We start from the raw sequence: 26,644 nt of genomic DNA, 5'->3' as shown, positions 1-26,644 counted from the left end.
GGTGATGAAGCGCGGGAACCGGATCTCAGGACGGGGCGTTGGCCTTCGTCGCCGATGCCGGTGCCGATGCGGGCAAGCTCCAGCGCGTCACGCCCGCATCGCCTGCCACGAGCAGGCGACCCTGCCCTTCGTCGAGCACCGCCGCGAGGCTTTGCACCCCGCCGGCCTTGCGCACGGCGTAGTGCACGCCGCCGTCGCTCGACGTCACGATCGCACCGCCCTGGCCGACCAGCACGAGCGGGCCGCCGTCCGGCAATTGCGCCGCGCCGAAATACGATGTGCCGACGCCGCTGTCGATATGCGCCCACGTCTGCCCATCGTCGCCGGAGCGCAGCACGTTGCCGCGCATGCCGTAGGCCAGCCATGCGTGTGCGCCCAGCGGCAGCACGCCGAACAGCGAGCCCGCGTAAGGCGACGTGCGCTTGTCCCAGCTCGCGCCATCGTCGCTGGAGACGAGCAGCGTGCCCGTCTCGCCCGCAATCACCACATGGCCGTCGTCATCGCCGGCGATGGCGTTGAGATGGCGGTCGCCAGCGGGCGTTTTCTGCGCGACCCACGTCGCGCCTTCATCGTGCGACACCAGCAACTGCCCGAAGCTGCCGACCACGAACAGCGGCCCGTTGGCGCGCCCCCAGACCGCCAGCAGCGGGTCAGAGTGCCGATGATCGAAATGCACCTCCTGCCAATGTTCACCGCCATCGACGGTGCGCACGATCCAGCCGTCGTGCCCCACGGCCACGCCCACGCGCGGCGAGACGAAGAACACTTCGGTGAGCGTCGACGCCTCGTCGGGCGTGACGCTCGCGCGCCGCCAGCTTGCGCCGGCATCGTCGCTGAGCAGGATCACGCCGCGCTCGCCCACGGCGACCGTGCGTGCGCCCGCGCGCGCCAGGCCGTTGATCTGGAGCCGGTTGGCCGCGATGGCGCTCGCGGCAAACGCGGGCAAGGGACGCGGCGCGAACGCGAAGAGCGCCGCGCCCAGCACCGCCGCCGACATCAGCAGGCCCGGTAGCGAAGTTTTCATGGGGTGTCTCCTCGATGTTGTCGTGTGCTGCTTTTTTCGCGGCGCGGCGCGCCGGTTTGTTACGCGGGAATCTCGAACAGCGCCGCCGCGCCCATGCCGCCGCCGATGCACATCGTCACCACGGCCAGGCGCGCGCCGCGCCGCCGCCCTTCAATCAGCGCGTGCATCGTCATGCGCGCTCCCGACATGCCGAACGGATGGCCCAGCGAAATCGCGCCGCCATTCACGTTCAGCCGATCCATCTGGATACCTAACTGATCGCGGCAGTAGATCGCCTGGCAGGCAAACGCCTCGTTCAACTCCCAGATGCCGATGTCGCTCACGTTCAGGCGATGCTTTTCCAGCAGGCGCGGCACGGCGAACACCGGGCCGATGCCCATTTCGTCGGCCTCGCAGCCCGCCACCGCCAGCCCGCGAAAGATGCCGAGCGGCGCAAGCCCACGCGCGCGGGCGCCCTGCGCGCTCATCACGACCACGGCCGCCGCGCCGTCCGACAGTTGCGAAGCGTTGCCCGCCGTGATGAATTCGCCCTGCGCCACGGCCTCGCCGCCGCTCCAGACCGGCTTGAGCGCGGCCAGGCTTGCGGCGCTCGTATCCGCGCGATTGCACTCGTCGCGCATGGCGCGCAGGTCTTCGTGGCCCGTGACGTTGCCTTCCTTGTCGAACAGCGCACGGCGTACGTTCATCGGCGCGATTTCCGCGTCGAAGCGCCCTGCCGCCTGCGCCGCCGCCGTGCGCCGCTGGCTCTCCAGCGCGAAGGCGTCCTGATCCGCACGGCTGATGCCATAGCGGCGCGAGACGACCTCGGCGGTCTCGATCATCGCCATATAGGCGGCCGGTTGCTGCGCGAGCACGCTTTCGGCCCGCGCGCGATAGCTGTTTTTGTGGCGATTCTGCGTGAGCGTGATCGACTCCACGCCGCCCGCGACGACGATCTCCGCATCGCCGCATGCGATGCTGCGCGCGGCCACCGCAATCGACATCAGCCCCGACGAGCACATGCGGTCGAGCGCCATGCCCGGTACGCTCGCAGGCAGCCCCGCCGCAATCGCGGAAAGCCGCCCGATGTTGTACCCCTGGGTGCCCTGCTGCGCGGCGCAGCCCATGATGACGTCGTCGATCTCGCGGCCGTCCAGGCCCGCGCGCTTCACCGCCTCGCGTACGACATGGCCGCCCAGCGCGGGCGCCTCGGTATCGTTGAAGGCGCCCCGGTAGGCCTTGCCGATGGGCGTGCGCGCCACCGAGACAATCACGGCTTCGTTCATCGAATGCTTTCCTGTTGCGAATGTCATCGCGTTGAATTCAGATTCAGAAGGTGTAACGGCTGATGGTGTCGGCGACGCAGCCAGGTTTTGGCTCGCCTTCGATCTCCACCGTGACGCGTATCCAGGCCTGCACGCCGCCGTCGATCGACTCCGCGCGCAACAGTTCGCCCACGCCGCGCACGCGCGCGCCCACGCGCACCGGCGCGGGAAACCGCACGCGCTCGCAGCCGTAATTCACGCCCATGCGCGTGCCGTCGATGCGCACGATCTGCGGCAGGAAATAGTTGACGAGCGAGAGCGTGAGGTAGCCGTGCGCGATGCAGCCGCCGAATGGGCCGCTGCGCGCGCGCTCGGGATCGACGTGAACCCATTGATGATCGAGCGTCGCATCGGCGAACAGGCCGATACGCGCCTGGTCGATCGCGAACCACGGGCTCTCGCCCAGGCGTTCGCCCACGGCTTCGAGCAGGGCTTCGGGGTGCGCGAACACGCGTGCCGGTTCGTGCGCCACGTGCGCTACGTGTGCAACGTTCGCGACGTTTTGGTCGAGCGTATCCATCATGCGTGCTGGCTGCTGACGGACAGCACTTCGCCGGTCAGGTACGACGCGTAGTCGCTTGCGAGGAATACCATCACGTTTGCCACCTCCCAGACTTCGGCGGCGCGCCCGAACGCTTCGCGCGACGCCAGTTGTTCGAGCAGATCGGCCGGAGCCGATTTCTTCAGAAAATCGTGCAGCGCGATGCTGGGCGCCACGGCATTGATGCGCACGCCGTGCGGCGCAGCCTCCAGCGCCGCGCAGCGCGTGAGCGCCATCACGCCCGCTTTCGCCGCCGCGTAATGCGCCTGTTCGGCCTGCGCGCGCCAGCCCAGCACGGACGCGTTATTGACGATCGTGCCGCGCCCGCGTGCCTGCATGGGCGGCAGCATCGCGCGCATCATGCGGAACGTGCCGGTCAGGCTAATGTCGAGCACGCGCGACCATTGCGCATCGTCCATATCGACTAGGCGGCACGAGCCGCCCAGCCCCGCGTTGTTGACGAGCACGTCGATGCCGCCTGTCTGCGCCTCTGCGAACGCGATCAGCGCCTGCACCTGTACCTCGTTCGAGACGTCGCAAAGCTGGCCATGTATCGCGTCCAGGCCGGTTTCTTCGCGCAGTCGCGCGACCGCTTCGTTCAGGCGCCTTTCGTGGATATCGGAGACGATCAGCGCGCGGCAGCCCTCTTCCGCGCAGCGCTTCGCCGCGGCGTAACCGATGCCCGCACCGGCGGCGGCGGTAATCAGCACCGCCTTGCCCGCGAGCAGTTGATGGCCCGCCACATACGGCGGCGCAATGGCGAGACGATGTTCTGCGTTCATGCTTGTCCTCGGGGTTCTTTCGGCATGCCGAGCCCGCGCTCGGCCATGATGTTGAGCTGGATTTCGTTGGTGCCTGCGTAAAGGGTGTCGGCGCGCGAGAACAGGAAGACGCCTTGCAGGCGGCTGCGTTTCGTGATGCCGTCCATCAAGCTAGTTGCGGAATCAACGAAATTCGCCTGCTCGCCCAGCACGTCCATCGCCAGTTGCCCCAGGTCGCGGTGCCAGTTCGACCAGTAGTACTTGTAGATGAGCGCCGACTTGTCCTGCGCGGCGTTCGCGCCTTGCGCCCCCAGCATGCGCAGCGCGTTGTGGCGCATGACGCGCAGCCCCGCCCACGCTTGCGCGATGCGCGCGCGAATCGACGGATCGCCGTCGACGCCCGCTTCTTTCGCGGCCTCGATCACCCAGTCCAGTTCGCGGATGAACTGCATCTGCTGCCCGAGCGTGGAAATGCCGCGCTCGAAGCCGAGCAGCGTCATGGCGATGCGCCAGCCGTCGCCGGGCTCGCCCACCAGGTCGACGGCTTCGGCGCGCGCGCCGTCGAAAAAGACTTCGTTGAATTCCGCGCCGCCATTCATCTGGCGAATCGGCCGGATTTCAACGCCGGGCTGGTCGAGCGCCACAAGGAAAAACGACAGCCCCTTGTTGCCGCGAGATTGCGCATCGCTGCGCGCGAGCACGAAGATCCATTCGGAATCGTGCGCGAGCGAAGTCCAGACTTTCTGGCCGTCGATGCGCCAGGCGCCGTCCGGCTGCCGCCCGGCGCGCGTGCGGACATTGGCGAGATCCGACCCTGCGCCGGGCTCCGAATAGCCCTGGCACCAGAACTGCGTTCCCGCGAGGATGCCCGGCAGAAAACGCGCACGCTGATCCGCGTTCCCGCATGCAACAAGCGTGGGGCCGAGCAGCCCCTCGCCGATATGGCCCATGCGGCCCGGGCCGCCTGCGCGTGCGTATTCTTCGTGGAAGACCACCTGGTCGGCCACGCTCCAGCCGCGCCCGCCCGCTTCCACCGGCCAGCCGAGTCCCGTCCAGCCACCTGCGGCGAGTTCGCGCTCCCACTCTTTTCGCAGCGCGGGAAAGGCGTCTTCGTCGCCGGGGCCGCCCCGGTAGCGCAGGCAGGCGAACCTGCCGCTCAGGTGCGCGTCCATCCACGCGGCGATTTCCTCGCGCAGACGGGCTTCGCGCTCGCGCGTGCCGTCGGGCGTCACGTCGATGCGTGCGTTCATGCGTGTGCTCCCTCAGGCAGGGTGTGACGGCCGATCACGTGATCCGCGAGCCAGCCCAGCAAGCCCGGCGTCGAACCGAACAATGCGCCGCTGGCCTGCGCACGCTTGAAGTAAAGCTGTGGATCGTACTCCCAGGTAAATCCCACGCCGCCATGCAGCTGGATCGCTTCCTGGGCGCAATAGCGCAGCGCATCGTTCGCGCTGGACTTGGCGACGGCGATTTCGGCGAATTCCGTCGCCGTGGGCGCGCCCTGCGCTGCGTCCCATGCCGCCGCCGCGCCGAGCACCGCCGAGCGCGCCGCCTCCACGGCCACGAGCATTTCCGCGCAACGATGCTTGACGGCCTGGAACGAGGCGATCGTGCGGCCAAACTGCACGCGCTCCGACGTGTACGCGAGCGTGAGATCGAGACATTGCTGCGCGCCGCCGAGCTGTTCGGCGGCCAGCGCCAGCGAGGCGAACCATGCGCTACGCGTGAGTGCGTCGCGCACCGTGTCGCCCTGGGCAAGGCACGCCTCATGCGCGACGTTCACCGCATGCAGCTCAATGCAGGCAAAAGGCCGCGTGGCGTCGAGCGTTGGCAGCGGCTTGCGCGACACGCCGGGCTGCGTGGTGTCGATCGCGAACAGCGCGAGTTCGTCGCCGATGCGCGCGGGCACGAGCAACAGGTCGGCCATCACGCCATCGACGACCGCGCTGAGCGTCCCGTCCACGCAGTAGCCTTGAGCGGTCTTCCGTGCCGTGATCGGCAACACATCGGCATTCGCTGCTTCGAACGGCGCAGTCCGTGCAAACGCCAGGGTCGCGCGCGTCTCCCCCGCCGCAATGCGCGCGAGCCAGCGCACCACGGCTTCGCTTTCGCTGTCCACGCCCAGACATTGCGTCAAGGCCTGCGCCGCCAATACGGCCGTGCCGAAGTACGGCACGCAGGCGAGCCGCCGCCCCATCTGTTCCATCAGCAACGCAAGCGCCGTCGCGCCCAGCCCCGCGCCGCCCGTGTGTTCCGGCACGCTCAGGCCGCACCAGCCCAGTTCCGCCGCCACCGTCTGCCAGAGCGCCGCGTCATAACCGGCATGGCGTTCGAGCACGTGGCGCACCTCGGCGGATGCGCTCTGCTGCGCCAGCACCTCGGCGGCGCTGTCGCGGATCAGCACCTCTTCTTCGGTCAGCACGAGATCCATGGCGTCAGCTTCCATAGACGCGCTGGGCCGGTCGCGCTTGCGCCAGCAGTTGTGTCACGGCCGCGCCGACCTCGCCCGCCGGCCAGCGCGCGCCGCGATCCACGCTGGGCCCGCTGCGCCAGCCTTCGGCCACGGAAATCATGCCGCCCGCGACTTCGAACACCTGGCCCGTCACGTCGCCCGACGCCTCGCTTGCCAGCCAGACGACCAGCGGCGCGACGTTGGCCGGGTCGAAGGCGTCGAAGCTGCCGTCCTCGGGCTTCTTCATCATCTGGGCGAAGACGGTCTCCGTCATCGCCGTGCGGGCCGAAGGCGCCAGCGCGTTCACGCAAACGCCGTAGCGCTGCAACTCGGCCGCCTGCATCAGCGTGAGCGCCGCAATGCCCGCCTTGGCCGCGCCATAGTTCGACTGGCCGATCGAGCCTTGCAGGCCCGCGCCCGAACTCGTGTTGACGATGCGCGCCGCCACCGCGTTGCCCGCCTTTGCCGCATCGCGCCAGCCACGCGCGAGAATCTGCGAGAGACAGAAGTGGCCGCGCAGATGGACGCGCATGACCGTGTCCCAGTCGTCCTCGGTCATGCTCGTGAACATGCGGTCGCGGCACACGCCCGCGTTGTTCACCAGCGCGTGAACCGTGCCGAAAGCCTCCTGTGCTGCATCGACGATCTTCTGCGCCGTGTCCATGCGCGTGATGTCGTCGGCGTTGGCGAGCGCACGGCCGCCCGCTTGCGTGATTTCATCGCAGACGGCTTGCGCGGCGTCCGCGCGCAGATCGTTGACCACCACCGCCGCGCCCTGTTCCGCGAGCGCAAGCGCATACGCGCGCCCCAAGCCGCCGCCCGCACCCGTGACGATCACGGTGCGTCCGCTACATATACCCATACCTGACCTCTTTTGAATGTTGCGCCTGCTCTGCGCCTGAAAGCTCAAAGCCGCTCGATGATCGTCACGTTGGCGAGCCCACCGCCCTCGCACATCGTCTGGAGTCCGTATCGTCCGTTGGTGCGCTCTAGTTCGTGCAGCAGCGCCGTCATCAGGCGCGCGCCGGTTGCGCCAAGCGGGTGACCCAGCGCAATCGCGCCGCCGTTCGGATTGGTGCGCGCCGGGTCGTAGCCGGTTTCCGCGAGCCAAGCCAGCGCGACCGAAGCGAACGCCTCGTTCAGCTCGACCACGTCGATGTCCTTCAGTGACAGGCCGGCTTTCTTGAGCGCATGCTGCGTGGCCGGAATCGGCGCGGTGAGCATCCAGAGCGGATCGTCGCCCAGCACGCTCAGGTGATGGATGCGTGCGCGCGGCACCAGGCCGTAGCGGCGCAACGCGTCTTCGGAGACGATCAGCAGCGCCGCCGCCGCGTCGCAAGTCTGGCTCGACACGGCCGCCGTGAGCGAGCCGCCCGGCATCAGCGGCTCCAGCGTCGCCATTTTTTCCAGCGACGTATCGGGGCGCGGCGTCTCGTCGTGCGAGAGGCCGAAGCACGGCACGATCTCGCGCTCGAAGCGCTTCGCCTCGATGGCCGCGACCGCGCGCCGGTGGCTCTCCAGCGCGTAGCGTTCCATCGCCACGCGCGAGAGACCCCAGTGATCCGCGATGCGCTGGGCCGCGTCGAACTGCGAAACCGGCGCGTCGCCAAAACGCGCACGCCAGCCGACGCTGCCAGAAAAAGGATCGCTGAAGCCCAGCGGCACGGCCGCCGTCATCGCCGATGAAATCGGGATCTGCGTCATCGTCTGCACGCCCCCCGCGACCACCACGTCCTGCACGCCGCTCATCACGGCCTGAGCCGCGAAGTGCACAGCCTGCTGCGAGGAACCACACTGGCGATCCACGGTCACGCCAGGCACGGTCAGCGGCAGCCCCGCCGCGAGCCAGCAGGTACGCGCGATATTGCCCGCAAGCGGGCCGATGGTATCCACGCAACCGAACACCACGTCGTCATAGTCTTCGGCTGGAATGGCGTTGCGCGCCACGATCTCCTTGAGTACGAAGCCGCCGAGATCGGCCGCATGTACGCCCGCGAGCGCGCCCTTGCGCCGGCCCGTGGGCGTGCGCAGCGCATCGACGATATAGGCTTGTTTCATGGTCATTCCCGTTCAGAGTTGCCGAAGGTGCATGCCGGGCCGATCGGTGCGCGCGCATCGATCAGCGTGCGTGCAACGCGTTCGCGATGGAACGTCGCGTCGCCCCAGTTGCCGGCCAGCGCCCAGATGCGCTTGACGAAGATCTGCAAGTCCAGCTCCCACGTGTAGCCCATCGCGCCGTGAACCTGGATCGCGTGACGCGCGGCCAGTTGCGCCGCAGACAAAGCCGCGAGCTTCGCGTGCGAGACGTAGAGCGCACGCTGCGGATCGTCGGTTTCATCGGTCGCGAGCGCGCAGGCCGCGCGATAGACCACCGGACGCGCGAATTCATAGCGAATCGCCACATCGGCGAGCAGGTGCTTGACGGCCTGGTAGGCACCAATCGGCTTGCCGAACTGCTTGCGCTGCGAGGTGTAATCGATGGCCGCATCCAGCACCCGCTGCGTGAGGCCCAGCAGTTGCGCGGCCACCGCGAAAGCGCCGTGATCGAGCGCGAGATCGAGCAAGGGCGCTGCGTTCCGGGCATCGGCGATACGCGTGGAAGCGTCGGGCGTCCAGTCCAGCGCGAACAGGCGCCGCGACGGGTCGACGCTTTCTACGGCCTGATGCGTGCAAGCCGAAGGCATCACGCGATGCAGTTCGCCGTCACGCTCGCAGAGCAGCACATGGGCGACATGCGCGTCGGCCACATAGGGATTCACGGGATGCGCAAGCGCCACGCGCGCGCCGCCCGCCGCGATCTGGGCGAGCAGGGTGTCGCGCCAGTCGCTGGCTGGCAGGCGCTGCAGCAGCGCCACGGCGACCAGACCCGTATCCATGAGCGGATCGGGGCCGCCAAAGTAACCCCAGGTCTGCGCGAGCAGCGCCCACTCCCGCGCGCCCATGCCCAGGCCGCCCTGCGCCTCGGGCACGGATACGCCTGTCATGCCCTGCTCCGCCAGTTGCGCCCAGTGCCGCTCGGAGCGGCCAGTCGTGCTTTCCCACAACTCGCGGATCAGCTCCGGCGTAAGCTCCGTCATCAGGAAACGGCGTGCTCCATCGGCAAGCGCTTCCTGGTCTTCGTCGAATGAAAAGTCCATGTCTTTATCAGGAATCCATATCGAATGGAATGTCGCTGGGTCAGCCTCGCGGCATGCCCAGCATGCGTTCGGCGACGATGTTGCGCTGGATTTCGTTGGTGCCCGCGTAAATCGGCCCGGCCTGCGCGAACAGGAAGCCGTCGAGCCAATGCCCCAGGCGCGCCCGGTCTTGCGCGCCTTGCGGCACGACTTCGGCCTGCGCGCCGAGGATGTCGAGCGCCGTCTCGTGCATGCGCAAGTCCAGCTCCGACCAGAACACCTTGTTGGTGCTCGATTCCGCGCCGATGTGGCCGCCCTTGTGCAAGCGGCTCGCCGTCATGTAGGTCGACAGCGCATAGGCCTGCGCATCCATCCACGCAGCCGCCACGCGTTCGCGCAACGAAGGATCGCGCTGCGCCGCTTCAGGATGCGCCAGCAGCAGGTCGCGCAGCGCCTCCGCGGTACGCTGGAATCGCGCGGGCGAGCGCAGCATCAGCCCGCGCTCGAAACCCGCGGTCGCCATCGCCACGTGCCAGCCCATGCCTTCGCCGGCGATGCGGTTGGCCGCCGATACGCGCACGTCGTCGAAGAAAATCTCCGCGAAACCGGTCTGCCCGTTCAACTGGCGGATCGGCCGCACCGTCACGCCCGGCGCGTTCAGCGGCACCATCAGGAACGTCAGCCCATGATGGCGCGTGGACTGCGGGTCGCTGCGAAAGAGCCCGAACAGCCAGTCCGCCCAGACCGCGCGCGTCGACCAGATTTTCTGGCCGTTGAGCAGGTAGTCATCGCCGTCGCGCAGCGCGCTCGCCCGGATCGCGGCCATGTCCGAGCCTGCATTCGGCTCCGACCAGCCCTGCGCCCATACATGCTCGCCCGAGGCCATCGCGGGCAGGAAGCGCGCCTTCTGCTCGTCGGTGCCGAAGTCCATCAGCGTCGGGCCAAGCAGGAAGATGCCGTTCTGGTTCACGCGCATGGGGGCATCGGCGCGCCAGTATTCCTCCTCGAAAATCAGCCACTCGATCAGGTCGCAGCCGCGCCCGCCCAGCTCGCGCGGCCATGTCACCATGCTCCAGCGGCCCGAATGCAGCGTGCGCTCCCATTCGCGATGCGCGGCGAAACCGGCCTCGGTATCAAAGCTCGGCAGCGGCTCGCGCGGCACGTGGTCGGCCAGCCATGCGCGGATCTCCGCGCGAAAGGCGCGCTGTTGCGGCGTGTAGTCGAGCTTCATGCGCGCCCCTCGCCATGCGTGCGTGCGCCGTCGAACTGCGCCGCGCGCTTTTCCACGAAGGCGCTGCGCGCTTCTGTCGAATCCTGGGTCATATAGGCTTGCAGCGTGAAGCCCTGTTCCCAGCGGTATTTGTCTTCGAGGTCGCCGTCTTCCACGCCGTTGAGCGCTTCTTTCGCCAGCGCGAGCATCGCGCCGCTTTTCTGCGCGATGCGCTGCGCCAGGTCGAGCGCCGCGTCGCGCAACTGCTCGCGCGGCACGACGCGCTCCACCGCGCCCAGACGCCAGGCTTCGTCCGCGCCCACCATGTCGCCGGTGAAGTACATCGCCCGCACTTTCTGGACTCCGAACATTCTTTGCAGGTGCGCGCCGCCGCCCATCGCGCCACGATCGATTTCCGGCACGCCAAAGCGCGCGCACGCCGATGCAATCACGATATCCGCCGCCCCGCAGATGCCGATGCCGCCGCCCAGCACGAAGCCATGCACCGCGACGATCACCGGCTTCGGGCTGCGGTGCACGGCGCGAAAGGTCGCGTAGTTGCCCGCATTCACGTCGACGATCCGTTCGGGATGCGCCGACAGTTCCTTGATATCGACGCCCGCGCAGAAGCCGCGGCCTTCGCCGCGCAGCACGATCACGCGCACGCTGCTGTCGCGGCCCAGCGCGTCGATGGCGGCGGCCAGCGCGTACCAGTCCTCGCAGTCGAGCGCGTTGACCGGCGCGCGGTCGAGCGTCAGCTCGGCGACACTGCCCTGGTGGCCCACACGCGCGATCGTGAATGCCGGACTGCGCGCGAGTGCGCCTGTTTCGTCATGGCTTGCTTGTGTCATGTTCCCCGTCCCTGTTTCGTCAGATGCATCAATGCGTATCCGTCATGGCCACGTCGTGCGAAGAAAATTGCGCGCACAGCGCGTCCAGGCGCTCGCCCGCTTCCCGCACGATCCGCTCGATCACAGCCGCGCACGGCTCGATGGCGCCGATCATCGCCGCCGCCTGGCCGCCCGGCAGCACGCCTTCGTCGGGCACGCCGTCGACAATCGCGCGCTGGATCAGATACGGCGCGTTCGCGGCCATGAGCGTCTGGCTGGCCGTATAGCCGTGCTCGCGCAGCGCCTTGACGCCGAGCGCCGCCATCTGCGCGAGCGACAAACCGTTCTGGCGACGCCAGGCCTGCGCCGTGCGCAGCGCGAACAGCGTGCGCCGCAGCGGCCCCAGCGCTTCCAGGTGCAGCAGATACGGGTTGTCGATCATGCGTTGCGGCAAGCCATCGAGCGCCGCCGATACGCGGATCTGCGCCGGATCTTTGACGGCGAGATAGCGCGCGAGCGTGTCGGGCGGCACGGGCGATTCCTCGGTCATGAGAAAGCGCGTGCCCATGGCGATGCCTGCTGCGCCGTAACCCAGCGCTGCAGCAAGGCCGCGCCCGTCGAAGAAGCCGCCCGCCGCGATCACCGGCACCTGCACGGCGTCCAGCACGCGCGGCAGCAGCAGCGTGGTCGGCACGGAGCCGGTGTGGCCGCCGCCTTCCGCGCCCTGCACCGTCACCGCATCCGCGCCAAGCTCGACGGCTTTCGCGGCGTGCTTTGGCGCGCCCACGGTCGGGATGCACAGCACGCCCGCCTCCTTGAAGCGGCGGATCGTGGCGGCATCGGGGCCGCGCCCGTAGCTCACCGCGCGCAGCCTGTGACGGATCGCCAGGTCGACGACCTGCTGCGCATTCGGCTGGAACATATGGAAGTTGATGCCGAAGGGCCGATCGGTCAGCGACTTCACGCGCAGGATTTCGGCTTCCACGCGATCCGCTTCGAGCGTCGCGCCCGCAAGAAAGCCAAAGCCGCCCGCGTTGCAGGTCGCCGCAACCAGCTTCGCGTCGGCGACCCAGCCCATCGCGGTCTGCACGATCGGGTAGCGGCAGCCCAGCAGGTCGGTGAGCGGCGTGCGCAAGGTTGACATCGTCGCGCTCATGATCCGGATTCCTTATCTTTGACGTCGGCACGCTGGGACTGCGCCATCTTGCGCGCGTCGTAGCCGCCCAGGCGGTCGCCACTCACGAGTTCGTTGTGCGCGTGCGCGAAGTGATGCCAGGCGAACGCGGCATCCATCGCGGCACGCTTGCCCTGCAGTTCCTCGACGTGATTGAGCGCCTGCTTGGTCAGCGCGAGGCCCAGGCGCGGCATGGCGGCGATCTTCGCGGCCATCTCCTGCACCGTGCCGTGCAACGCCTCACGCGGCACCACGCGATTGAGCATGCCCATCTGCTGCGCGCGCTGCGCATTCATGCGCTCGCCCAGAAACAGAAACTCCTTGGCGATACGCGGATTCAGCTCGTAGGCGTGCGCAAAGTATTCGACGCCCGGAATCCCCATGCGCACGACCGGATCGGCGAAAAACGCATCGTCGGAAGCCACGATCAGGTCGCAGACCCACGCCAGCATCAGGCCGCCCGCCACGCACGCGCCCTGCACCATCGCGATGGTCGGCTTGGGCAGATCGCGCCAGCGACGGCACATGCCCAGGTAGACCTCCTGCTCGCGAGCGTAGAGAAACTCGCCGCCCTCCTTGTTCACGTGGTCGTACCAGAGCGACTGGCGCTCGAACGACACGTCGATATCGCGCCCCGGCGTGCCGATATCGTGCCCCGCCGAAAAGTGCTTGCCCGCCCCCGCCAGCACGATGACCTTGACTGCGTCGTCGTGCGCCGCGCGGCGAAACGCATCGTCGAGCGCATAGGTCATCTGCGAGTTCTGCGCGTTGTGATACGCGGGGCGGTTCATCGTGATGGTCGCAATGCCGTCCTCGACGGCGTAGAACACCACGTCTTCGGTCTGCGCAAGGGTCTGCTGCATGATGGCCTCGCTTTGCGTCACGCGCGCCGGGGCGCGGGGTTGTCGCGCAGGATCGCCGCGCGCAGGTTGTGCGGATCGAGTTCGCGCACGATCTTGAGGTCTTCTGCGCCAGGCGCGGCGGTCGTGCTCATATCGTCGGCCTTCAGCAGCGCGAAGCCGGTAGCGGCCTGCACTTCGTCGAAGCTCACGCCCGGATGCAGCGAGCGCACGCGCACCGCATGATCCGGGCCGCCGAAGTCGAGCACGCAAAGATCCGTGACGATCGCGCGCAGGTCGGTGAACGCGCGCATGCCCTCGATCTCGCGCGCCGGGTTGTAGCCCACGCTGCACACCATGTCGACTTCGCCTTCCACGAAGGTGCGCGCCGTGTGGCTCGTCACGAAGAACGAATTCGCATGATTGATGCTGTTGCCGGGAAAGCCGCGTGCGCCGAGCAATTGCGTCTTCGGCTTCGCATAGTCGCGGCCCAGCCAGGAGATATTGGCCTGGCCGTAGCGGTCGATCTGCGTGGGCATCACCAGCGCATGGCGGCGGCCATGCCAGACGCAGTCGAACACGCGTTCGTAGGTCATCCAGCCGCTCGCGGCCACGCGATACGCCGCATCGCGCGGGCCCAGCGGCACGGGCGTTTCCACCAGGTACGCTTCGCCGTCTGTGAGCATGAGGCCCGGGTTGTACGCGAGGCGCGCGAGACCCGCCGCGAGACGCGGGCCAGTGCCGATGCCGGTGGCCAGCACTTCGCCGTCGTCGCGCCAGAGCCGGGCCGAGGCGACGATCATCAGCTCGGCGAGGGAATAGTCCAAAGCGTCGTTCACGCTCGCTCCTTTAAAGAATCGGCAGCGGCAGCGCCGCCACATGAGAGGGGCCGCCCGCACCCGCGAGCCACGCGGCTTCGTCGGAGCCGACCACGTCGCGCAGGTAAGCGGCGGCCTGCTGGGCATCGGCGGCCGCCGCGCAATACGCCTTCAGATGCGGCAAGTCCCATCCGTAAGCCGGTGCGCAGGAGGTCGGATGCGCGCCGCACGGCGCGTGCACCACGCCCGTGACCAGCGAGCGCTCGAACGGACTGCGGCGCGCGGCTTCGAGATCGGCGCTGGCGAGCGACGCGTCCAGCGTTTCGCAGCTCACGAACGTGCGTTTGGCAGCGCGCGCGAACCAGGCGTCGAAGAATGGATCGGGGCCGTCGATGCGCGTGTTGCCCATCGCATCGGCAGCGTTCACGTGCAGCAGCGCGGCGTCGAGTTCGATGGCAGGCATCGCCAGCAATGTTTCGGCATCCTCATAAGGCGAGCGCACCGTGCGAAGCTGCGGCGCGTGGCGCAGCAGGTCGGTGCCCAGGCCCACGCGCGTGGGCAGGAACGGCAAGCGTGCAGCCGCGGCGCGCAGGCCCAGTTGCAGCAGGCCTTCGTCCAGTTCCCACACGTCGATGGCGCCCGTCTCGCGCGCGCGGCGGAAATGCGGCTCAAGCGGGATCACGTCGAGCGACACGAAGCCGAACACCACCTTCTTCACCTTGCCCGCCGCGCAGAGCAGGCCCACATCGGGGCCGCCGTATGCGACGATCGTGAGATCGCGCAGCGGCGAGCGCACGATTTCGCGCACCAGCGCCATTGGCTTGCGGCGCGGCCCCCAGCCGCCGATGCCAATCGTCATGCCGTCTTCGAGCTGCGCCACCACGTCGCGCGCGCCCAGGCGTTTATCGAGCGTTTTCATTCGCTATCCAGATTAAATTACCGTTCAGTATCCGACGCTGAAATCGTGGCCCCACAGGCTCACGCGCGTCGCTTCATAGACGCTGTGCGCGCTCCAGTCCACTTCCAGGCCGCCATAACCGTATTCGAGGTCGAAGCCGCCAGGCGTCTTCATATAGAACGACGTCATGCGGTCGTTGCAGTGGCGGCCCAGCGTCGCCGAGAGCTTCACGCCATGCGCGTTCATGCGGTCGAGCGCGCGGCCCACGTCGTCCATCGAGCCGACTTCGGCCATCACGTGAATGCAGCCGGAGGGCACGGCCAGATCCATGATTGCGAGGCTGTGGTGACGCGCGTTGCCGCAGTGAAGGAAGTGAATGCGCTTTTCGGGTTCGGCGGGATCGGCGGAAAAGCGCACGCGGAAGATGTCGGACAGGCCGAAGCCCAGCACGTCGCGCAGGAAGGTATCGGTGGCGTCGAAATTGGGCGCGGGCAACACCGTATGACCCAGGCCCATTGCGCCCGTCACGAAGCCCGGCACGCCCACGGGCGAAACGAAGCGGCGAAAGTCCGCGCGCACGCCCCAGAAGAATTCATGCCGGTTGCCGGAAGGGTCGAGACACCAGACCATCGACTGCACGCGGCGCAGCGCGATGTCCTGGGCGCTGGCGCGATGCGCTTCTACGCCTGCACCTTGCAGCCTGGCAACGAGCGCCGCCAGCGCGGCTTCATCGGCCAGTTCCCAGCCCGAGGCGAAGTAGCGCTCCTCGTCGCCCGGCACGACCAGGTAGCGGAAATCGCGCTCGTCCATCTTGAGGTACAGCGCGCCGCCGTCGGCGGCATCCACATCGCGCGTCTCCATGCCCAGCACGTCGCGCGCATAGTCGCGCCACTTGCCCGCATCCGCCGACTGCACGACGACGTAGCCCAATGCCCGCACATCGCTCATCTTCGCCCCTCCAGAAAACCCGTTGTAGTGAGGTCTATTCTGGCCGCCGGGGGCAGTCCCAACATCGTCTGTTGGGACTATGACGCATTGCGCTTACCTCAGGCTCCTGCGCCTTCTGCAAAGGCCTCGCGCAGGCGATACTTGAGCACCTTGCCCGCTGCACTCGTGGGCAGTGCGGCGACGATCTCGATGCGGCGCGGCACCTTGTAGTTGGCCATGTTGCGGCGCGCCCATTGCGCGAGCGCATCGGCGTCCGCCTGCACGCCCGCGCGCAGCACGACCCAGGCGTGGCCGACTTCGCCCAGGCGCTCGTCGGGCACGCCCACCACGGCGATCTGCGCCACGGCCTCATGCGCCGCGAACAGACGCTCGATTTCCGCCGGATAACAATTGAAGCCGCCGACGATGAACATGTCCTTGATGCGATCCGTCACGCGCAGGTTGCCGAGCGCGTCGAGCGAGCCGATATCGCCGGTATGCAGCCAGCCTTGCGGATCGACGGCGTGGGACGTCGCTGCCGCATCGCCCAGGTAGCCGCGCATGACGTTGTAGCCGCGCAGCCAGACTTCGCCGGTTTCGCCGTGCGCGAGCGCCGCGCCGTCCGGGCCGGCGATGCACAGTTCCACGCCCGGCATCGGTCGGCCCGACGTCTGCGCGACGGTTTGAGCATCGTCGCCGTGGCGGCAAAGCGTGGCGAACCCGCAGGTCTCCGTGAGACCGTAGCCGGTCAGCACCGTTTCGAAACCCAGTTCGGCGCGCATACGCTCGATCAGGCTCGGGGCGATGGCGGCCGCGCCCGTCACCGCCACGCGTAGCGACGACAGGTCGAGCGCGGCAAGATCCGGCGCATCGAGCAGCGCGTAATAGAGCGTGGGCGGCCCCGGCAGCACGGACACGCGCTCGCGCACGACACGCGCCAGCACCGCCTGCGGGTCAAATACCGCATGCGGCAGCACGGTCGCTCCGCTCGCCAGCGCCGCGAGCCAGCCCGCCTTGTAACCGAACGCATGAAAGAACGGATTGACGATGAGGTAGCGGTCGCCCTCGCGCAACGTCGCGATCTGCGCCCAGTCGCGTGCGCCGCGCAGGTTCTGTCCGTGCGTGGTCATCACGCCTTTGGGGCGGCCCGTCGTGCCCGAAGTAAACATCACGTCCATCAGCGTGTCGGGACTCACGTCAGCTTCGCGCGCGCGGAAGGCTTGCAGCGGTGTCTGCTCCGCGCGCTGCAGGAACGCCTGCCAGCTTTCGCAAGCGTGCTCGACCCCGCCGTCGAAAACGATCACGCGTTCCAGCGACGCGGGCCGATGCGGCGCGAGCATCGCCGGATACTGCTCGCCGAGAAATTCGCCGCAGCAGAACAGCACGCGCGCGCCGCTATCGGCGAGAATCGCGCCTGCTTCCAGCCCCTTCATGCGCGTGTTGACGGGCACCAGCGCCGCGCCCACGCTCTGGATCGCCAGCGCGGCGACGATCCATTCGGCGACGTTCGGCGCCCAGATCGCAACGCGCTCGCCCGGTGCGATGCCGCAAGCCATCAGCGCGCGCGCCGCTTCGATGCGCGCGGCGTCGAGCTGCGCGTAGGTGAGGCTGAGCGCGGCGGACTCGATCGCCATGCGCGCGCCGTAGCGCGCCGCGCCGCGTGCGATCAGCGCCGGCGTGGTGAGAGTGTCATGAGACGTCATCCAGGAACTCCGTAAAGACGAACGCCGCCGCGCGAATCGCTGCGGCGGCGCTCGATGGTTCGATCACGCGCTAACGCTGCAAACGCAGGCGCGCTCGCCGGTGCATTAGGTGCACTTGGTGCATTAGTCAGGAAACACGATGCGGATATCGGCGCTTGCGGCCCGTGCGCTGCACGCGAGCGTCCAGCCTGCCGCGCGCTCCTCGTCGTCGAGCGAGGCGTTGTCGTCGAGCGTCACCGCGCCCGCTTCCACGCGGCACATGCACGCGCCGCACAGGCCGCTGCGACATGAACTGGGCGGTGCGAGGCCCGCGCGCTCCATCGCGTCGAGCAGCGTCTCGCCGGGCTCGCAGGTAAAGCGGTGGTGCGCGCCGTCTAGTTGCGCCTCGATATCCGCGGCGGTTCCTTCTTCACACGTTGCTCGCGCAACCGGTTCGGCAGCGAGATCGGGCAGCGAAACAAAGCGCTCGACGTGAATCTTCGCGCGCGGCAGCCCGAGCGAAACCATCGCCGCCAGGGCGCTTTCCATGAAAAGCGCCGGCCCGCAAATGAAGCACGTCTGCTGGCTCCAGGGCCGCGCCAGTTCTTCCAGGTGGCGCTGCTGCGGCACGCCCTGCACGCTGTCGAGCCAATGAATCACGCGCAACCGGCCCGGATGGCGCTGCGCGAGTTCACGCAGCGCCGCGCCGAAAATCACCGACGCTTCATCACGGTTCGCGTAGATCAGCGTAATCATGCCGCGCCCGCCCACCAGCGCCGCCTTCAGTATCGACAGCACCGGCGTGATGCCGCTGCCGCCTGCGAACAGCAGCAGGTCGTCGTCGAGCGAGCGTGGCGTAAAGACGCCCGCAGGCGTCATCACGTCGAGTTCGTCGCCTGGCTGCACAGCGTCGCACAGCCAGTTCGACGCACGCCCTTCGCGCACGCGCTTGACTGTGATCTTCGGCGCAGTGTCGACGCCGGGCGCGCTCGACAGCGAGTAGCAGCGCTGCAGCGCCGTCTCGCCGTGCGGCAGGCGCAGCGTGAGAAACTGGCCGGGCCGGTACGCGAACGCGTCCGCGAGCGCGCCCGGCACGTCGAACACGAACGAGCGCGCATCGGCGCTTTCGGCAATCACCTCGGCCACGCGCAGCCGATGAAAACGCGCTTCGGTCATGGTTGAACCCCCGGCTGAACTCGCGTGCATGCGTCAGGCAACGCCCATGATCATCTGCGCGTTGTCGATGCGATACTCGCTGCCGTTGATGAAGCGCGACTCATCGGAGGCGAGGAACAGCACCAGTTGCGCGATGTCTTCGGGCAGGCACATACGCGAGCGCGGATCGACGGACTCCGTGAGTTGCGCGCGCCCCGCCTCCGCCGAGCCGAAGAACGGCTCGGTCATCGGCGTGAGGATGCCGTCGGGGTGGATCGTGTTGGCGCGCAGCTTGTAGCCCTGCGTCTTGCAGTGCGCGGCGATGGCGCGCGTGAGCGCCGTGACCGCGCCCTTGCTTGCGGAGTACGCGCAGAACGCGCCCAGCCCGCCCAGCGCCGCCACCGACGACATATTGACGATCGCGCCGCCCGTGTCCTTCATCGCGCGCACCGCCGCCTGGCAGCCGAGGAAATAGCCTTCGGCGTTGATGCGCATGATGCGTTGCCATTGCTCCAGCGTGGCGTCCTCGATGCTGCCGAGTTTCAGGATCGCCGCGTTGTTGACGAGCACGTTCGGCGTGCCGAAGTGCTTCTGCGTCGCGCCGAACACGTCGCTCCAGCCCGCTTCCGAAGCGATGTCATGGCGCACGAACAGCGCCGCATCGCCGATCTGCGCGGCCACGTCGCGGCCCGCCTCCTCGTTCAGGTCGGTCAGCACCACGCGCGCGCCCTGCGCCGCGAACAGCAGCGCGTCGGCCTTGCCCACGCCGCTTGCGGCGCCCGTGATAATGGCGATCTTGCCCTTGAGTCTGTCTCCCATCTTCGTTCTCTCTTTGTCAGTGTGTCAGTGGATGAAGGGGTGTTACCGTTGCGCCTGCAACGTTCTTTGTTTGCGGCCGTTGCGCCCGTTGTGCTCGCTGGGCTTCGCTCGCGGCGAGCACGTCGCGCGCGGCGGCGCGTCCCGCCTGGCGGCCCGACCAGATGCAGTCGGCCAGCGACAGGCCGCTTACGTAGTGATGCGAGGCCAGTCCGCGCGCGGCGCGCCCTGCTGCGTACAGACCGGCGATTGCGCCGCCTTGCTCTCGCAGCACGGCGTTGGTGGTTTCGTCGACGCGCAGGCCGCCCAGCGTGATCGCGGGACACGGAAACACGCGACTTGCCGCCGAGATATCGAGTGCGTAGTACGGCGCCTGCGCCAGCGGCGCGAGCATCGCGCTGGACTTGCCGAACGCGTCGTCGCGGCCCTGGGCGGCGGCAGCGCGATAGTCGGCTAGCGTGCGTTCGAGCACGGCGGGGTCGGCGTCTATGAGGGCCGCCAGTTGCGCGAGCGTGTCCGCACGTCGGCGGTTCGCCAGCATCAGCACCAGTGCCGGTACGCTCTGGAACGCCCACAAGCGTCCTCTGATGCATTCGCGCAGCGCTTCGCGCACGAGCGCAGCGTCGAGCACCAGCCACGCGCGGCCATCGCGCGTCTCGCACATCGCGTGGCCGAGCGTCGCGCCATAGACCTCCTCGTTGCAGAAACGCTCGCCGCGCGCATCGACCACGCAGCCGCGCGCCCACGCGAACGGCGGATTGATGAAGCGCCACGCGGACACGCGCTCCATGCGATCCGCGACGCCGCCCGCCGACACGCCCAGCCGGATGCCCGAGCCGTCGCACGCCGTGGTGCCCAGACGCCAGTTGGCGAGGTAGCGCGGCGCGTGCTGCGCCATCATTTCGCGGTTGAAAATGAAGCCGCCGGTAGCGAGCACGACCGCATCGGCGCGAATGTCGAGCACTTCACTCTCAAGCGTTTCGAGCCTGAAAAGCGCGACGCGCAGACGATCCGCGATGCCTGGCATGCCGTTATGGAGCTTTTCGGCCCAGCGCGCGAGGCGTGCATGACGGCGTTGCGCGCGGCCCGGTTTGACACGCCAGATTTGCGCGCCGATCACGCGCCCCGTTTCATCGACGATCAAGCGGCGCACGCTCGCGTGACGCACGATGTCGACGTTGGGCTCGGCTTCCACGGCGCGGCGCAACGTGGCAAAGAGCGCATGCCCCGACATCCCGCGCGCCACCACGCGATGTCCGCGCGGCGCGGGCGGCACGGCGGGCGCATCGCCCACGGCCTCGTTGCCCGAGTAATAGAGAAACGCGCGCTCGGGCGGATACGAGGTCTTGCGCGCAGGCATCGTCGCATCGAAGCGCACGCCATGCCGTTCGAGCCAGGCGAGTTGCGCCACGCTGCCCTGGCAGAAGCGCTCGAGCGCGGCGGGTGTCACCGCGTCGCCCACTTCGCTGCGCAGGTACGCGGCCATCGCTTCCGGCGTGTCCGTGTAGCCCGCTTCGCGCTGGTACGGCGTGCCGCCGCCCGCATAGACCACGCCGCCGCTTTTCGCACTCGCGCCACCGCCGTCGAACCGCTCGACGATGCACACGCGCGCGCCCGCCTGCGCCGCTTCGAGCGCCGCACACGCGCCCGCTGCGCCGAAGCCTGCGATCAGCACGCCGCACGTATCGTCCCAGCGATGCGCGTCGGCATCGGCGAGCACGAGCGGCGGCTCGACCGGCGTGGCGCCCGTATTCATGCGCTGGCCGCCGTAGCCGCCGAGGTGGTGTAAGCCCCATCGACGTAAAGCAGCGGTTCGACCTCGCCGCTCAGTTTCACCTCGCGCAGCCTGCCGATGAACACCGTATGCGTGCCGTAATCGAAACGCCCATCCTGGGAGCAGACAAGATTCGCCTGCGCGCCGTGCAGGTACGGCACGCCCTGTTCGCAGCGCAGCCAGTCGCCGCTCGTGAAGCGGTCTTCGCCCTTGAGGCGGCCGCTGCAATCGATTGCGATAGCCTGCTGATGCGCGGCCAGCAGGTTCACGCAAAAGTCCGCGCCCGCCGCCAGCGGCGGATAGATCGACGACGACTGGTTGATGCAGATAAGCAGCGAAGGCGGCTCGGTCGACAGCGAATCGACCGCCGTCGCCGACATCGAATAGCGGCGCTCGCCGTCGCTGCAACTGATCACCGCGACCGAGCGCGCGAGGCGGCGCATCGCGAGCAGCATGTCGGCGCGCAGCGGTTCATGGGAAAGATCGCTCATTGTGTTACCCCGCGAAGCTCGCGTTCAGATTGCAAAGTGGATTCGGCTGCGGCGTTCGCGCCTTGCGCCGCGCAGTGGTCGGCGGCGCGATAGCCGAAGGTCATCGCGGGCCCAAGCGTCGAGCCCGCGCCCGGATAGCTCGCGCCCATCATCGACGCGCTGCAGTTGCCGATCGCATAGAGACCGGCGATGACGCTGCCGTCGGCGCGCAGCACGCGGGCGTTTTCGTCGGTGACGAGTCCGCCCTTCGTGCCGATGTCGCCCGCGTCGATACGCACCGCGTAGAACGGCGCTTCGCCGATGGGCGCGAGGCACGGATTCGGCTGCACGGCGGGGTCGCCGTAGTAGGTATCGAAGACGTTGCCGCCCTTGCCGAATTCCTCATCCACGCCGCTTGTCGCGTAGGCGTTCATCCGCTCGACGGTCTCATGCAGCCCCGCCACATTCACGCCAATCTGCGCGGCCAGCGCATCAAGCGAATCGGCGCGATACAGCAGCGATTTAAAGGACTCCGGAATACGTGCGTCGGGCATCATCGACGCAGGCATGATCGGCCCGCACGGATAGCGCTTGCGAAAACGTGCGTCGAAGATCATCCATGCGGGCAGGCACGCGCCGGTCTTCGCATGATCGCGGTACATCGCGGGCACGAATTCCGAATACGGCGCGGCTTCGTTGACGAAGCGCCTGCCCAGGCCGTTGACGATCACGCAGCCCGGCAGGTTGCGCTCGACGAACAGTGCGCGCTGTTTTTCTTCTTGCGCCACACGCAGCGTCGGCGCGCCCCAGACGTGTTCCATCAGCGCGAGCGCGCCGCCCGCGCGTTCGCCCGCCATGATCGCGTCGCCCGTGTTATTCGGCGGCGTGGCGCTCCATTGCGCGTTGCTGGGTTGCGGCAGGTAACGCTCGCGCAAGGTCTGGTTGCGCTCGAAACCACCCGCCGCGAGAATCACGCCGCGTCGCGCGAGCACGCGCACCGGCTTGCCGTTACGCTCCGCCAGAATGCCTTCGATGCAGCCGTCGAACTCGATCAGGTCGCGCATGGGCGTATCGAGCCACAGCGGCACCTTGCGTTCGAGCAGCGCGTAGCGCAGGCCGCCTACCAGCGCATTGCCCAATGTGAGCCGCCGGTCGCGCCGCGAGCGCAACCGCGCCCGGATATCGAACCAGTAACGCCCGAATTCGCGCAACGCGAGCATCATGAAGCCGCGCTCTTTTGCCAGCAGCGTATGGGCTTCTTTCGACGTCACCGCCACGCGTCCGCCCACCAGCGTGCCCGGCGACGGCTGGCGCAGACGCGCGAACTCCCGACCCAGTCGCGCGCCGTCGAACGGCAGCGGATCCAGCGCGCGATAACCGGGCATCGCACCGGGCAAGGCCTGAAAGTAATCGGCGTAATGCGCAAGCGACTGATAACGCACCGGCGTGCGCGCTTCCAGGTAGCGCAGCATTTCCGGCGCGGTATCGAGGTAAGCGTCCACGCGCGCGGGCGAACTCGCGCCTTCGATGCAGGCGTCCAGATAGATGCGCGCGGTCTCGCGCGTGTCGTTGCCACCGGCTTCGGCGATCAAGTGATTGCAGGGAATCCAGATGCCGCCGCCCGACACCGCCGAGGTGCCGCCATACTCCCCGCTCTTTTCCAGCACCACGACGGAAAGCCCCTGATCGGCGGCGCGGCACGCGGCGAGCAGGCCGCCCGCGCCGGAGCCGACGATCACCACGTCGAATGTTTCGGTCTGCATGGGCTGCTCGCTCATGATCGCCGCCCTCAGATGAAGAAGTCCGTGTTGGGACGGCCGAGCATCACGGCGCCCAGGTTCTGGCCAAAGCGGTCGACGTTGTTGGCGTAATGCGCGCGCGCCGCGTGCAGATCGAGAAAGCGCCGCACAAGCGGATTGCGTCGATAGATGCCGTTGCCGCCCGCATAGCGCAGCAGCGTATTGGCCGCCTGCGCGCAACGCTCGGCGACTTGCGCGGACTGATAGCGGAACAGCACGCGCCGCTCGATCGGCACCTCCGGGCCGCCCTGCGCGGCCGCCAGCAGCTCGGCGAAATTTCGGCGCAGCAGCACCTGCATTTCGTCGATGGCGGTGGAGGCGTTCGCGCAGGCGCTCTGCGCGCCGAGATCGTCGCTGGTCTTCGCGCCGCTATTGGCGCTCACGCGATTCGCGGCGTAGGCGGTGAAATCGTCCACCGCGCCCTGCAACGCGCCGATGCAGGCGGTGCAGACCGCACGCACGAAAATCTGCGCGAACGGCAGGAGAAACAGCGGCGCATCGTTCACGGCCAGGCCCGGACTCGTGCCCATCATGCCGTCCACGGCCTTGTGCGTGCGATGCGCGGGCACGAACACATCGTCGACGACGATGTCGTGGCTGCCCGTCGCGCGCAGGCCCAGCACGTCCCAGTCGCGCTCGATCCGGTAAGCGTTTTTCGGCAGCAGGAAGGTGCGATATTCGGGCGGCTCGCCGTCGCGCGCGGGCGGCACGAGCGCGCCCAGAAAGACCCATTCACACAGCTCGCTGCCGCTCGAAAACTTCCAGTGGCCCGAGAGCCGGAAGCCGCCCTCGACCGGCGTGACCTTGCCCACCGGCATATAGGTCGACGCAATCAGCGTCGAAGGATCGTCGCCCCAGACATCGCGCTGGGCCTGCTCGTCGAACAGCGCAAGCTGCCAGTTGTGCACGCCGACCACGCCATACACCCACGCCGTCGACATGCAGCCGCGCGCGAGCGCCATCTGGACTTCGAAGAACACCTGCGGATCCAGTTCATAGCCGCCGTAGCGCCGGGGTTGCAGCACCTTGAAGAAGCCGCCCGCCTGCAGGTCGGCGAGCGTCTGGGCCGGGATGCGCCCTTCGGCCTCCGCGGCATCGGCGCGCTGCGCCAGCACCGGGGCGAGCGCGTGGGCGCGCGCGATCAGGTCTGCCGCAAGAGTGTTCGCGCTGGCGTTGGCGTTCTTGTCGTTCGAATCGTGTTCTCGATGCACCGCTGTCTCCTTGTGTCTTCTTTGTGTCGCTGGCGCAGACAGGCCGCTTACGCGACGGCGCGCGCCTTCACGCGGTTGAAGTACGGAATCACGTGCTCGCCGATATTGCGGATGGTTTCGAGCTGCGCTTCGTGCGGCACCGTGCCCATCTGGCAGAGGAACAGCACTTCGTCCACGCCCGCTTCCATCAGGCGTCCTACATAGCCGATGCAGTCGTCCACCGTGCCGTACGCATGATTGGGGTTCATCATCGACAGCGCCGGGTCGCTGAAGTCCACGACCACTTCTTCCGAGGCGAAGCGCGAGCGGATCACCATCTGGCCGCTGTCGGCCTGCACGAGGTCGTCGCCCCAGCTGGCCGGATCGGGACGCTCGCCGCCCGTGTACCAGTACGCGAGCGACTCCATGAAATAGCGCTGGCCGCGAATGCCGATCTTGCGCGCCTGCTGGCCGTCCGCCATGACGATGGCCGGGCACAGCGCGGCGAGGTGCTCGGTCGGTCGGAAGCCCACCTGGTCTTCGGCCTTGCGCGTGCGCCAGGCTTCGCGGTAGAGCGCGTTTTTCTTCGCCACTTCGTCCGGGCCGCCAAAGCCCAGCACCAGCGCACCCAGTCCGCGCTGGCCGGCGCGCAGCAGGCCGTCGCTGTTGGTGCAGGCCATGTACATCGGCGGATGCGGGTCTTGATAAGGCTTCGGGTGGATCGGACGCTTAGGAATCTTGATGTATTGGCCGTCGTGCTCGATCTCGTCCTGCACGAACATCTTCGGCACGAGGTACATCGATTCGTCGATCATCGGCTGCAGTTCCGCGAGGTCGTAGCCGAACGCGCCCGCTTCCTGCTGGCTGCCGCCCTTGCCCACGCCAAAATGCACGCGGCCCTGCGAAAGAATGTCGAGCAGCGCGACGCGCTCGGCCACCTTGATCGGATGATTCATCGCGGGCGGCAGGCAGATCACGCCATGGCCCAGGCCAATGCGCGTCGTGCGGCCCGCGAGGTAGGCCAGGAACGTTTCGGGCGCGCTCATGTGCGCGTAATTCGTGAGCGAGGTGTGCTCGACGCACCAGACGGTGTCGAAGCCCACCTGCTCGGCCAGCAGCGCCTGCTCGACGGTCTCCTTGAAGACGCGGTGGTCGCCCTCGCGCGATGCGTCGGTCGTCTGGGCTTCGTAGATCAGGGAAAACTTCATCGCGGGTGTCTCCTTGTTGTATCGGACTTGCCGCCGCGCCGCAGTGACTGGGCAAGGCAGGCGAGTCGTTCCGGCTGGTGCCGGCTGGTCGTGTTCGGAACCGCGTGACGGTCCACGAGATGAAGTGTCGGCGCGCGGCGCAAGCGCCACATCGTCTGTTTGGATTAGCGGTTTGATCTGCGTTTCGTGGGGGTTTCGCATCTAGTCCGATCGGACATGGCGCGCGGCGTTGGGCGCGCTAGCATCGGCTCGTGGCATGACCACTTTATTGACCGCATCAGCCAAGGGGAGAGATGCGATGAAGGCTTCGATGATGCTGTACCCGGTGGACACGATCGACACGGCGCTGCCGTTCTTCGTCGACGGACTTGGGCTCACGGTAAAGATGCGCGACGGCGAGCGCTATTGCGCGCTGGAAGGCGGCCCGCTCACGATCGCGCTGGTGGCGGGCGACGAAAGAATCGTCGAGCGTCCCGCGCTCACGTTCAAGATTGCTGAGGATGACGATCTATACGCGGCGATGGCGCGCGTGGTGGCGGCGGGCGCGTCGGTGCGCGTGCCGGTGCAGCAAGGGCCGCATGAATTGCGCGCCGTGCTGGAAGATCGCAACGGCGCGCTGCTCGTGCTCACGCAAAAACGCCTTGCGTAAAGTACCC

25 protein-coding genes are annotated in these 26,644 nt (G+C 67.8%); 1 reads left to right on the top strand and 24 read right to left on the bottom strand.

Annotated features, from left to right (window positions below; all coding sequences use genetic code 11):
• Positions 1-25: 25 nt before the first annotated feature.
• From BBA01S_RS43905 to BBA01S_RS33170, 24 genes are all read right to left on the bottom strand, one after another.
• A complete protein-coding gene (locus BBA01S_RS43905; RefSeq protein ID WP_042298325.1) occupies positions 26-1,024 on the bottom strand; it encodes a WD40/YVTN/BNR-like repeat-containing protein in 999 nt (332 codons plus the stop codon).
• A gap of 59 nt (positions 1,025-1,083) precedes the next feature.
• Positions 1,084-2,289 carry an acetyl-CoA C-acyltransferase gene (locus BBA01S_RS33280; protein ID WP_027820215.1) on the bottom strand — a complete coding sequence of 402 codons (1,206 nt, stop codon included), beginning with the start codon at positions 2,287-2,289 and terminating at the stop codon, positions 1,084-1,086.
• A 43-nt stretch (positions 2,290-2,332) separates the two neighbouring features.
• Positions 2,333-2,851, bottom strand: coding sequence for a MaoC family dehydratase (locus tag BBA01S_RS33275; RefSeq protein WP_407668354.1), 519 nt, complete (start codon positions 2,849-2,851; stop codon positions 2,333-2,335).
• Positions 2,848-3,651, bottom strand: a complete 804-nt coding sequence (locus tag BBA01S_RS33270; protein WP_027820213.1) for an SDR family oxidoreductase — start codon at positions 3,649-3,651, stop codon at positions 2,848-2,850. The genes BBA01S_RS33275 and BBA01S_RS33270 overlap by 4 nt, the downstream gene beginning before the upstream one ends.
• Entirely contained in the window at positions 3,648-4,880 is a 1,233-nt protein-coding gene (locus BBA01S_RS33265) for an acyl-CoA dehydrogenase family protein (protein WP_042298324.1), read from the bottom strand. Before BBA01S_RS33265 ends, BBA01S_RS33270 begins: the two co-directional genes overlap by 4 nt.
• A complete protein-coding gene (locus BBA01S_RS43900; RefSeq protein WP_042298323.1) occupies positions 4,877-6,061 on the bottom strand; it encodes an acyl-CoA dehydrogenase family protein in 1,185 nt (394 codons plus the stop codon). The genes BBA01S_RS33265 and BBA01S_RS43900 overlap by 4 nt, the downstream gene beginning before the upstream one ends.
• Before the next feature lie 4 nt (positions 6,062-6,065).
• Positions 6,066-6,944, bottom strand: a complete 879-nt coding sequence (locus BBA01S_RS33255) for an SDR family oxidoreductase (protein WP_027820211.1) — start codon at positions 6,942-6,944, stop codon at positions 6,066-6,068.
• A 44-nt stretch (positions 6,945-6,988) separates the two neighbouring features.
• Entirely contained in the window at positions 6,989-8,140 is a 1,152-nt protein-coding gene (locus tag BBA01S_RS33250) for an acetyl-CoA C-acetyltransferase (RefSeq protein WP_027820210.1), read from the bottom strand.
• 2 nt (positions 8,141-8,142) lie between these two features.
• On the bottom strand, positions 8,143-9,219 hold the full coding sequence (locus BBA01S_RS33245; protein ID WP_027820209.1) for an acyl-CoA dehydrogenase family protein: 1,077 nt from the start codon (positions 9,217-9,219) through the stop codon (positions 8,143-8,145).
• Positions 9,220-9,259: 40 nt separating this feature from the next.
• Positions 9,260-10,429 (bottom strand): acyl-CoA dehydrogenase family protein, encoded by a 1,170-nt coding sequence (locus BBA01S_RS33240; RefSeq protein ID WP_027820208.1) that lies wholly within the window; start codon positions 10,427-10,429, stop codon positions 9,260-9,262.
• Positions 10,426-11,259, bottom strand: coding sequence for an enoyl-CoA hydratase family protein (locus tag BBA01S_RS33235; RefSeq protein WP_084162699.1), 834 nt, complete (start codon positions 11,257-11,259; stop codon positions 10,426-10,428). Before BBA01S_RS33235 ends, BBA01S_RS33240 begins: the two co-directional genes overlap by 4 nt.
• Positions 11,260-11,287: 28 nt before the next feature.
• The gene (locus BBA01S_RS33230; protein ID WP_027820206.1) at positions 11,288-12,394 is read right to left on the bottom strand and encodes an NAD(P)H-dependent flavin oxidoreductase; all 1,107 of its coding nucleotides are present in this window, start codon (positions 12,392-12,394) and stop codon (positions 11,288-11,290) included.
• Positions 12,391-13,275 (bottom strand): enoyl-CoA hydratase, encoded by an 885-nt coding sequence (locus BBA01S_RS33225; protein ID WP_027820205.1) that lies wholly within the window; start codon positions 13,273-13,275, stop codon positions 12,391-12,393. The genes BBA01S_RS33230 and BBA01S_RS33225 overlap by 4 nt, the downstream gene beginning before the upstream one ends.
• Before the next feature lie 17 nt (positions 13,276-13,292).
• On the bottom strand, positions 13,293-14,054 hold the full coding sequence (locus BBA01S_RS33220; protein ID WP_407668355.1) for a CoA-transferase subunit beta: 762 nt from the start codon (positions 14,052-14,054) through the stop codon (positions 13,293-13,295).
• A 46-nt stretch (positions 14,055-14,100) separates the two neighbouring features.
• Positions 14,101-14,988, bottom strand: coding sequence for a CoA transferase subunit A (locus BBA01S_RS33215; RefSeq protein ID WP_027820203.1), 888 nt, complete (start codon positions 14,986-14,988; stop codon positions 14,101-14,103).
• A gap of 24 nt (positions 14,989-15,012) precedes the next feature.
• On the bottom strand, positions 15,013-15,915 hold the full coding sequence (locus BBA01S_RS33210) for a VOC family protein (protein ID WP_027820202.1): 903 nt from the start codon (positions 15,913-15,915) through the stop codon (positions 15,013-15,015).
• 98 nt (positions 15,916-16,013) lie between these two features.
• The gene (locus BBA01S_RS33205; protein ID WP_027820201.1) at positions 16,014-17,597 is read right to left on the bottom strand and encodes a FadD3 family acyl-CoA ligase; all 1,584 of its coding nucleotides are present in this window, start codon (positions 17,595-17,597) and stop codon (positions 16,014-16,016) included.
• A gap of 123 nt (positions 17,598-17,720) precedes the next feature.
• Positions 17,721-18,752, bottom strand: coding sequence for a ferredoxin--NADP reductase (locus BBA01S_RS33200; RefSeq protein ID WP_027820200.1), 1,032 nt, complete (start codon positions 18,750-18,752; stop codon positions 17,721-17,723).
• Between the two features lie 33 nt (positions 18,753-18,785).
• Complete coding sequence (locus BBA01S_RS33195; protein WP_027820199.1) at positions 18,786-19,550, bottom strand: SDR family oxidoreductase; 765 nt, start codon at positions 19,548-19,550, stop codon at positions 18,786-18,788.
• Between the two features lie 16 nt (positions 19,551-19,566).
• Positions 19,567-21,303, bottom strand: coding sequence for an FAD-binding protein (locus BBA01S_RS43895; RefSeq protein WP_063750584.1), 1,737 nt, complete (start codon positions 21,301-21,303; stop codon positions 19,567-19,569).
• Positions 21,300-21,812: a flavin reductase family protein gene (locus BBA01S_RS33185; protein WP_027820198.1), complete on the bottom strand. Its 513-nt coding sequence runs from the start codon at positions 21,810-21,812 to the stop codon at positions 21,300-21,302. Before BBA01S_RS33185 ends, BBA01S_RS43895 begins: the two co-directional genes overlap by 4 nt.
• Positions 21,809-23,569: an FAD-dependent oxidoreductase gene (locus BBA01S_RS33180; protein WP_027820197.1), complete on the bottom strand. Its 1,761-nt coding sequence runs from the start codon at positions 23,567-23,569 to the stop codon at positions 21,809-21,811. The genes BBA01S_RS33185 and BBA01S_RS33180 overlap by 4 nt, the downstream gene beginning before the upstream one ends.
• 11 nt (positions 23,570-23,580) lie before the next feature.
• Entirely contained in the window at positions 23,581-24,801 is a 1,221-nt protein-coding gene (locus tag BBA01S_RS33175) for an acyl-CoA dehydrogenase family protein (protein WP_027820196.1), read from the bottom strand.
• A gap of 47 nt (positions 24,802-24,848) precedes the next feature.
• Positions 24,849-25,988 (bottom strand): LLM class flavin-dependent oxidoreductase, encoded by a 1,140-nt coding sequence (locus tag BBA01S_RS33170; RefSeq protein ID WP_027820195.1) that lies wholly within the window; start codon positions 25,986-25,988, stop codon positions 24,849-24,851.
• A 298-nt stretch (positions 25,989-26,286) separates the two neighbouring features.
• Between BBA01S_RS33170 and BBA01S_RS33165 the strand changes: the two genes are divergently transcribed.
• The gene (locus BBA01S_RS33165; RefSeq protein ID WP_027820194.1) at positions 26,287-26,637 is read left to right on the top strand and encodes a VOC family protein; all 351 of its coding nucleotides are present in this window, start codon (positions 26,287-26,289) and stop codon (positions 26,635-26,637) included.
• The last annotated feature ends 7 nt before the right edge of the window (positions 26,638-26,644 follow it).

It is taken from the genome of Paraburkholderia bannensis NBRC 103871, assembly GCF_000685015.1.
GTDB classification, from domain to species: domain Bacteria; phylum Pseudomonadota; class Gammaproteobacteria; order Burkholderiales; family Burkholderiaceae; genus Paraburkholderia; species Paraburkholderia bannensis.
This window is presented reverse-complemented; position numbering and strand designations above follow the sequence as displayed.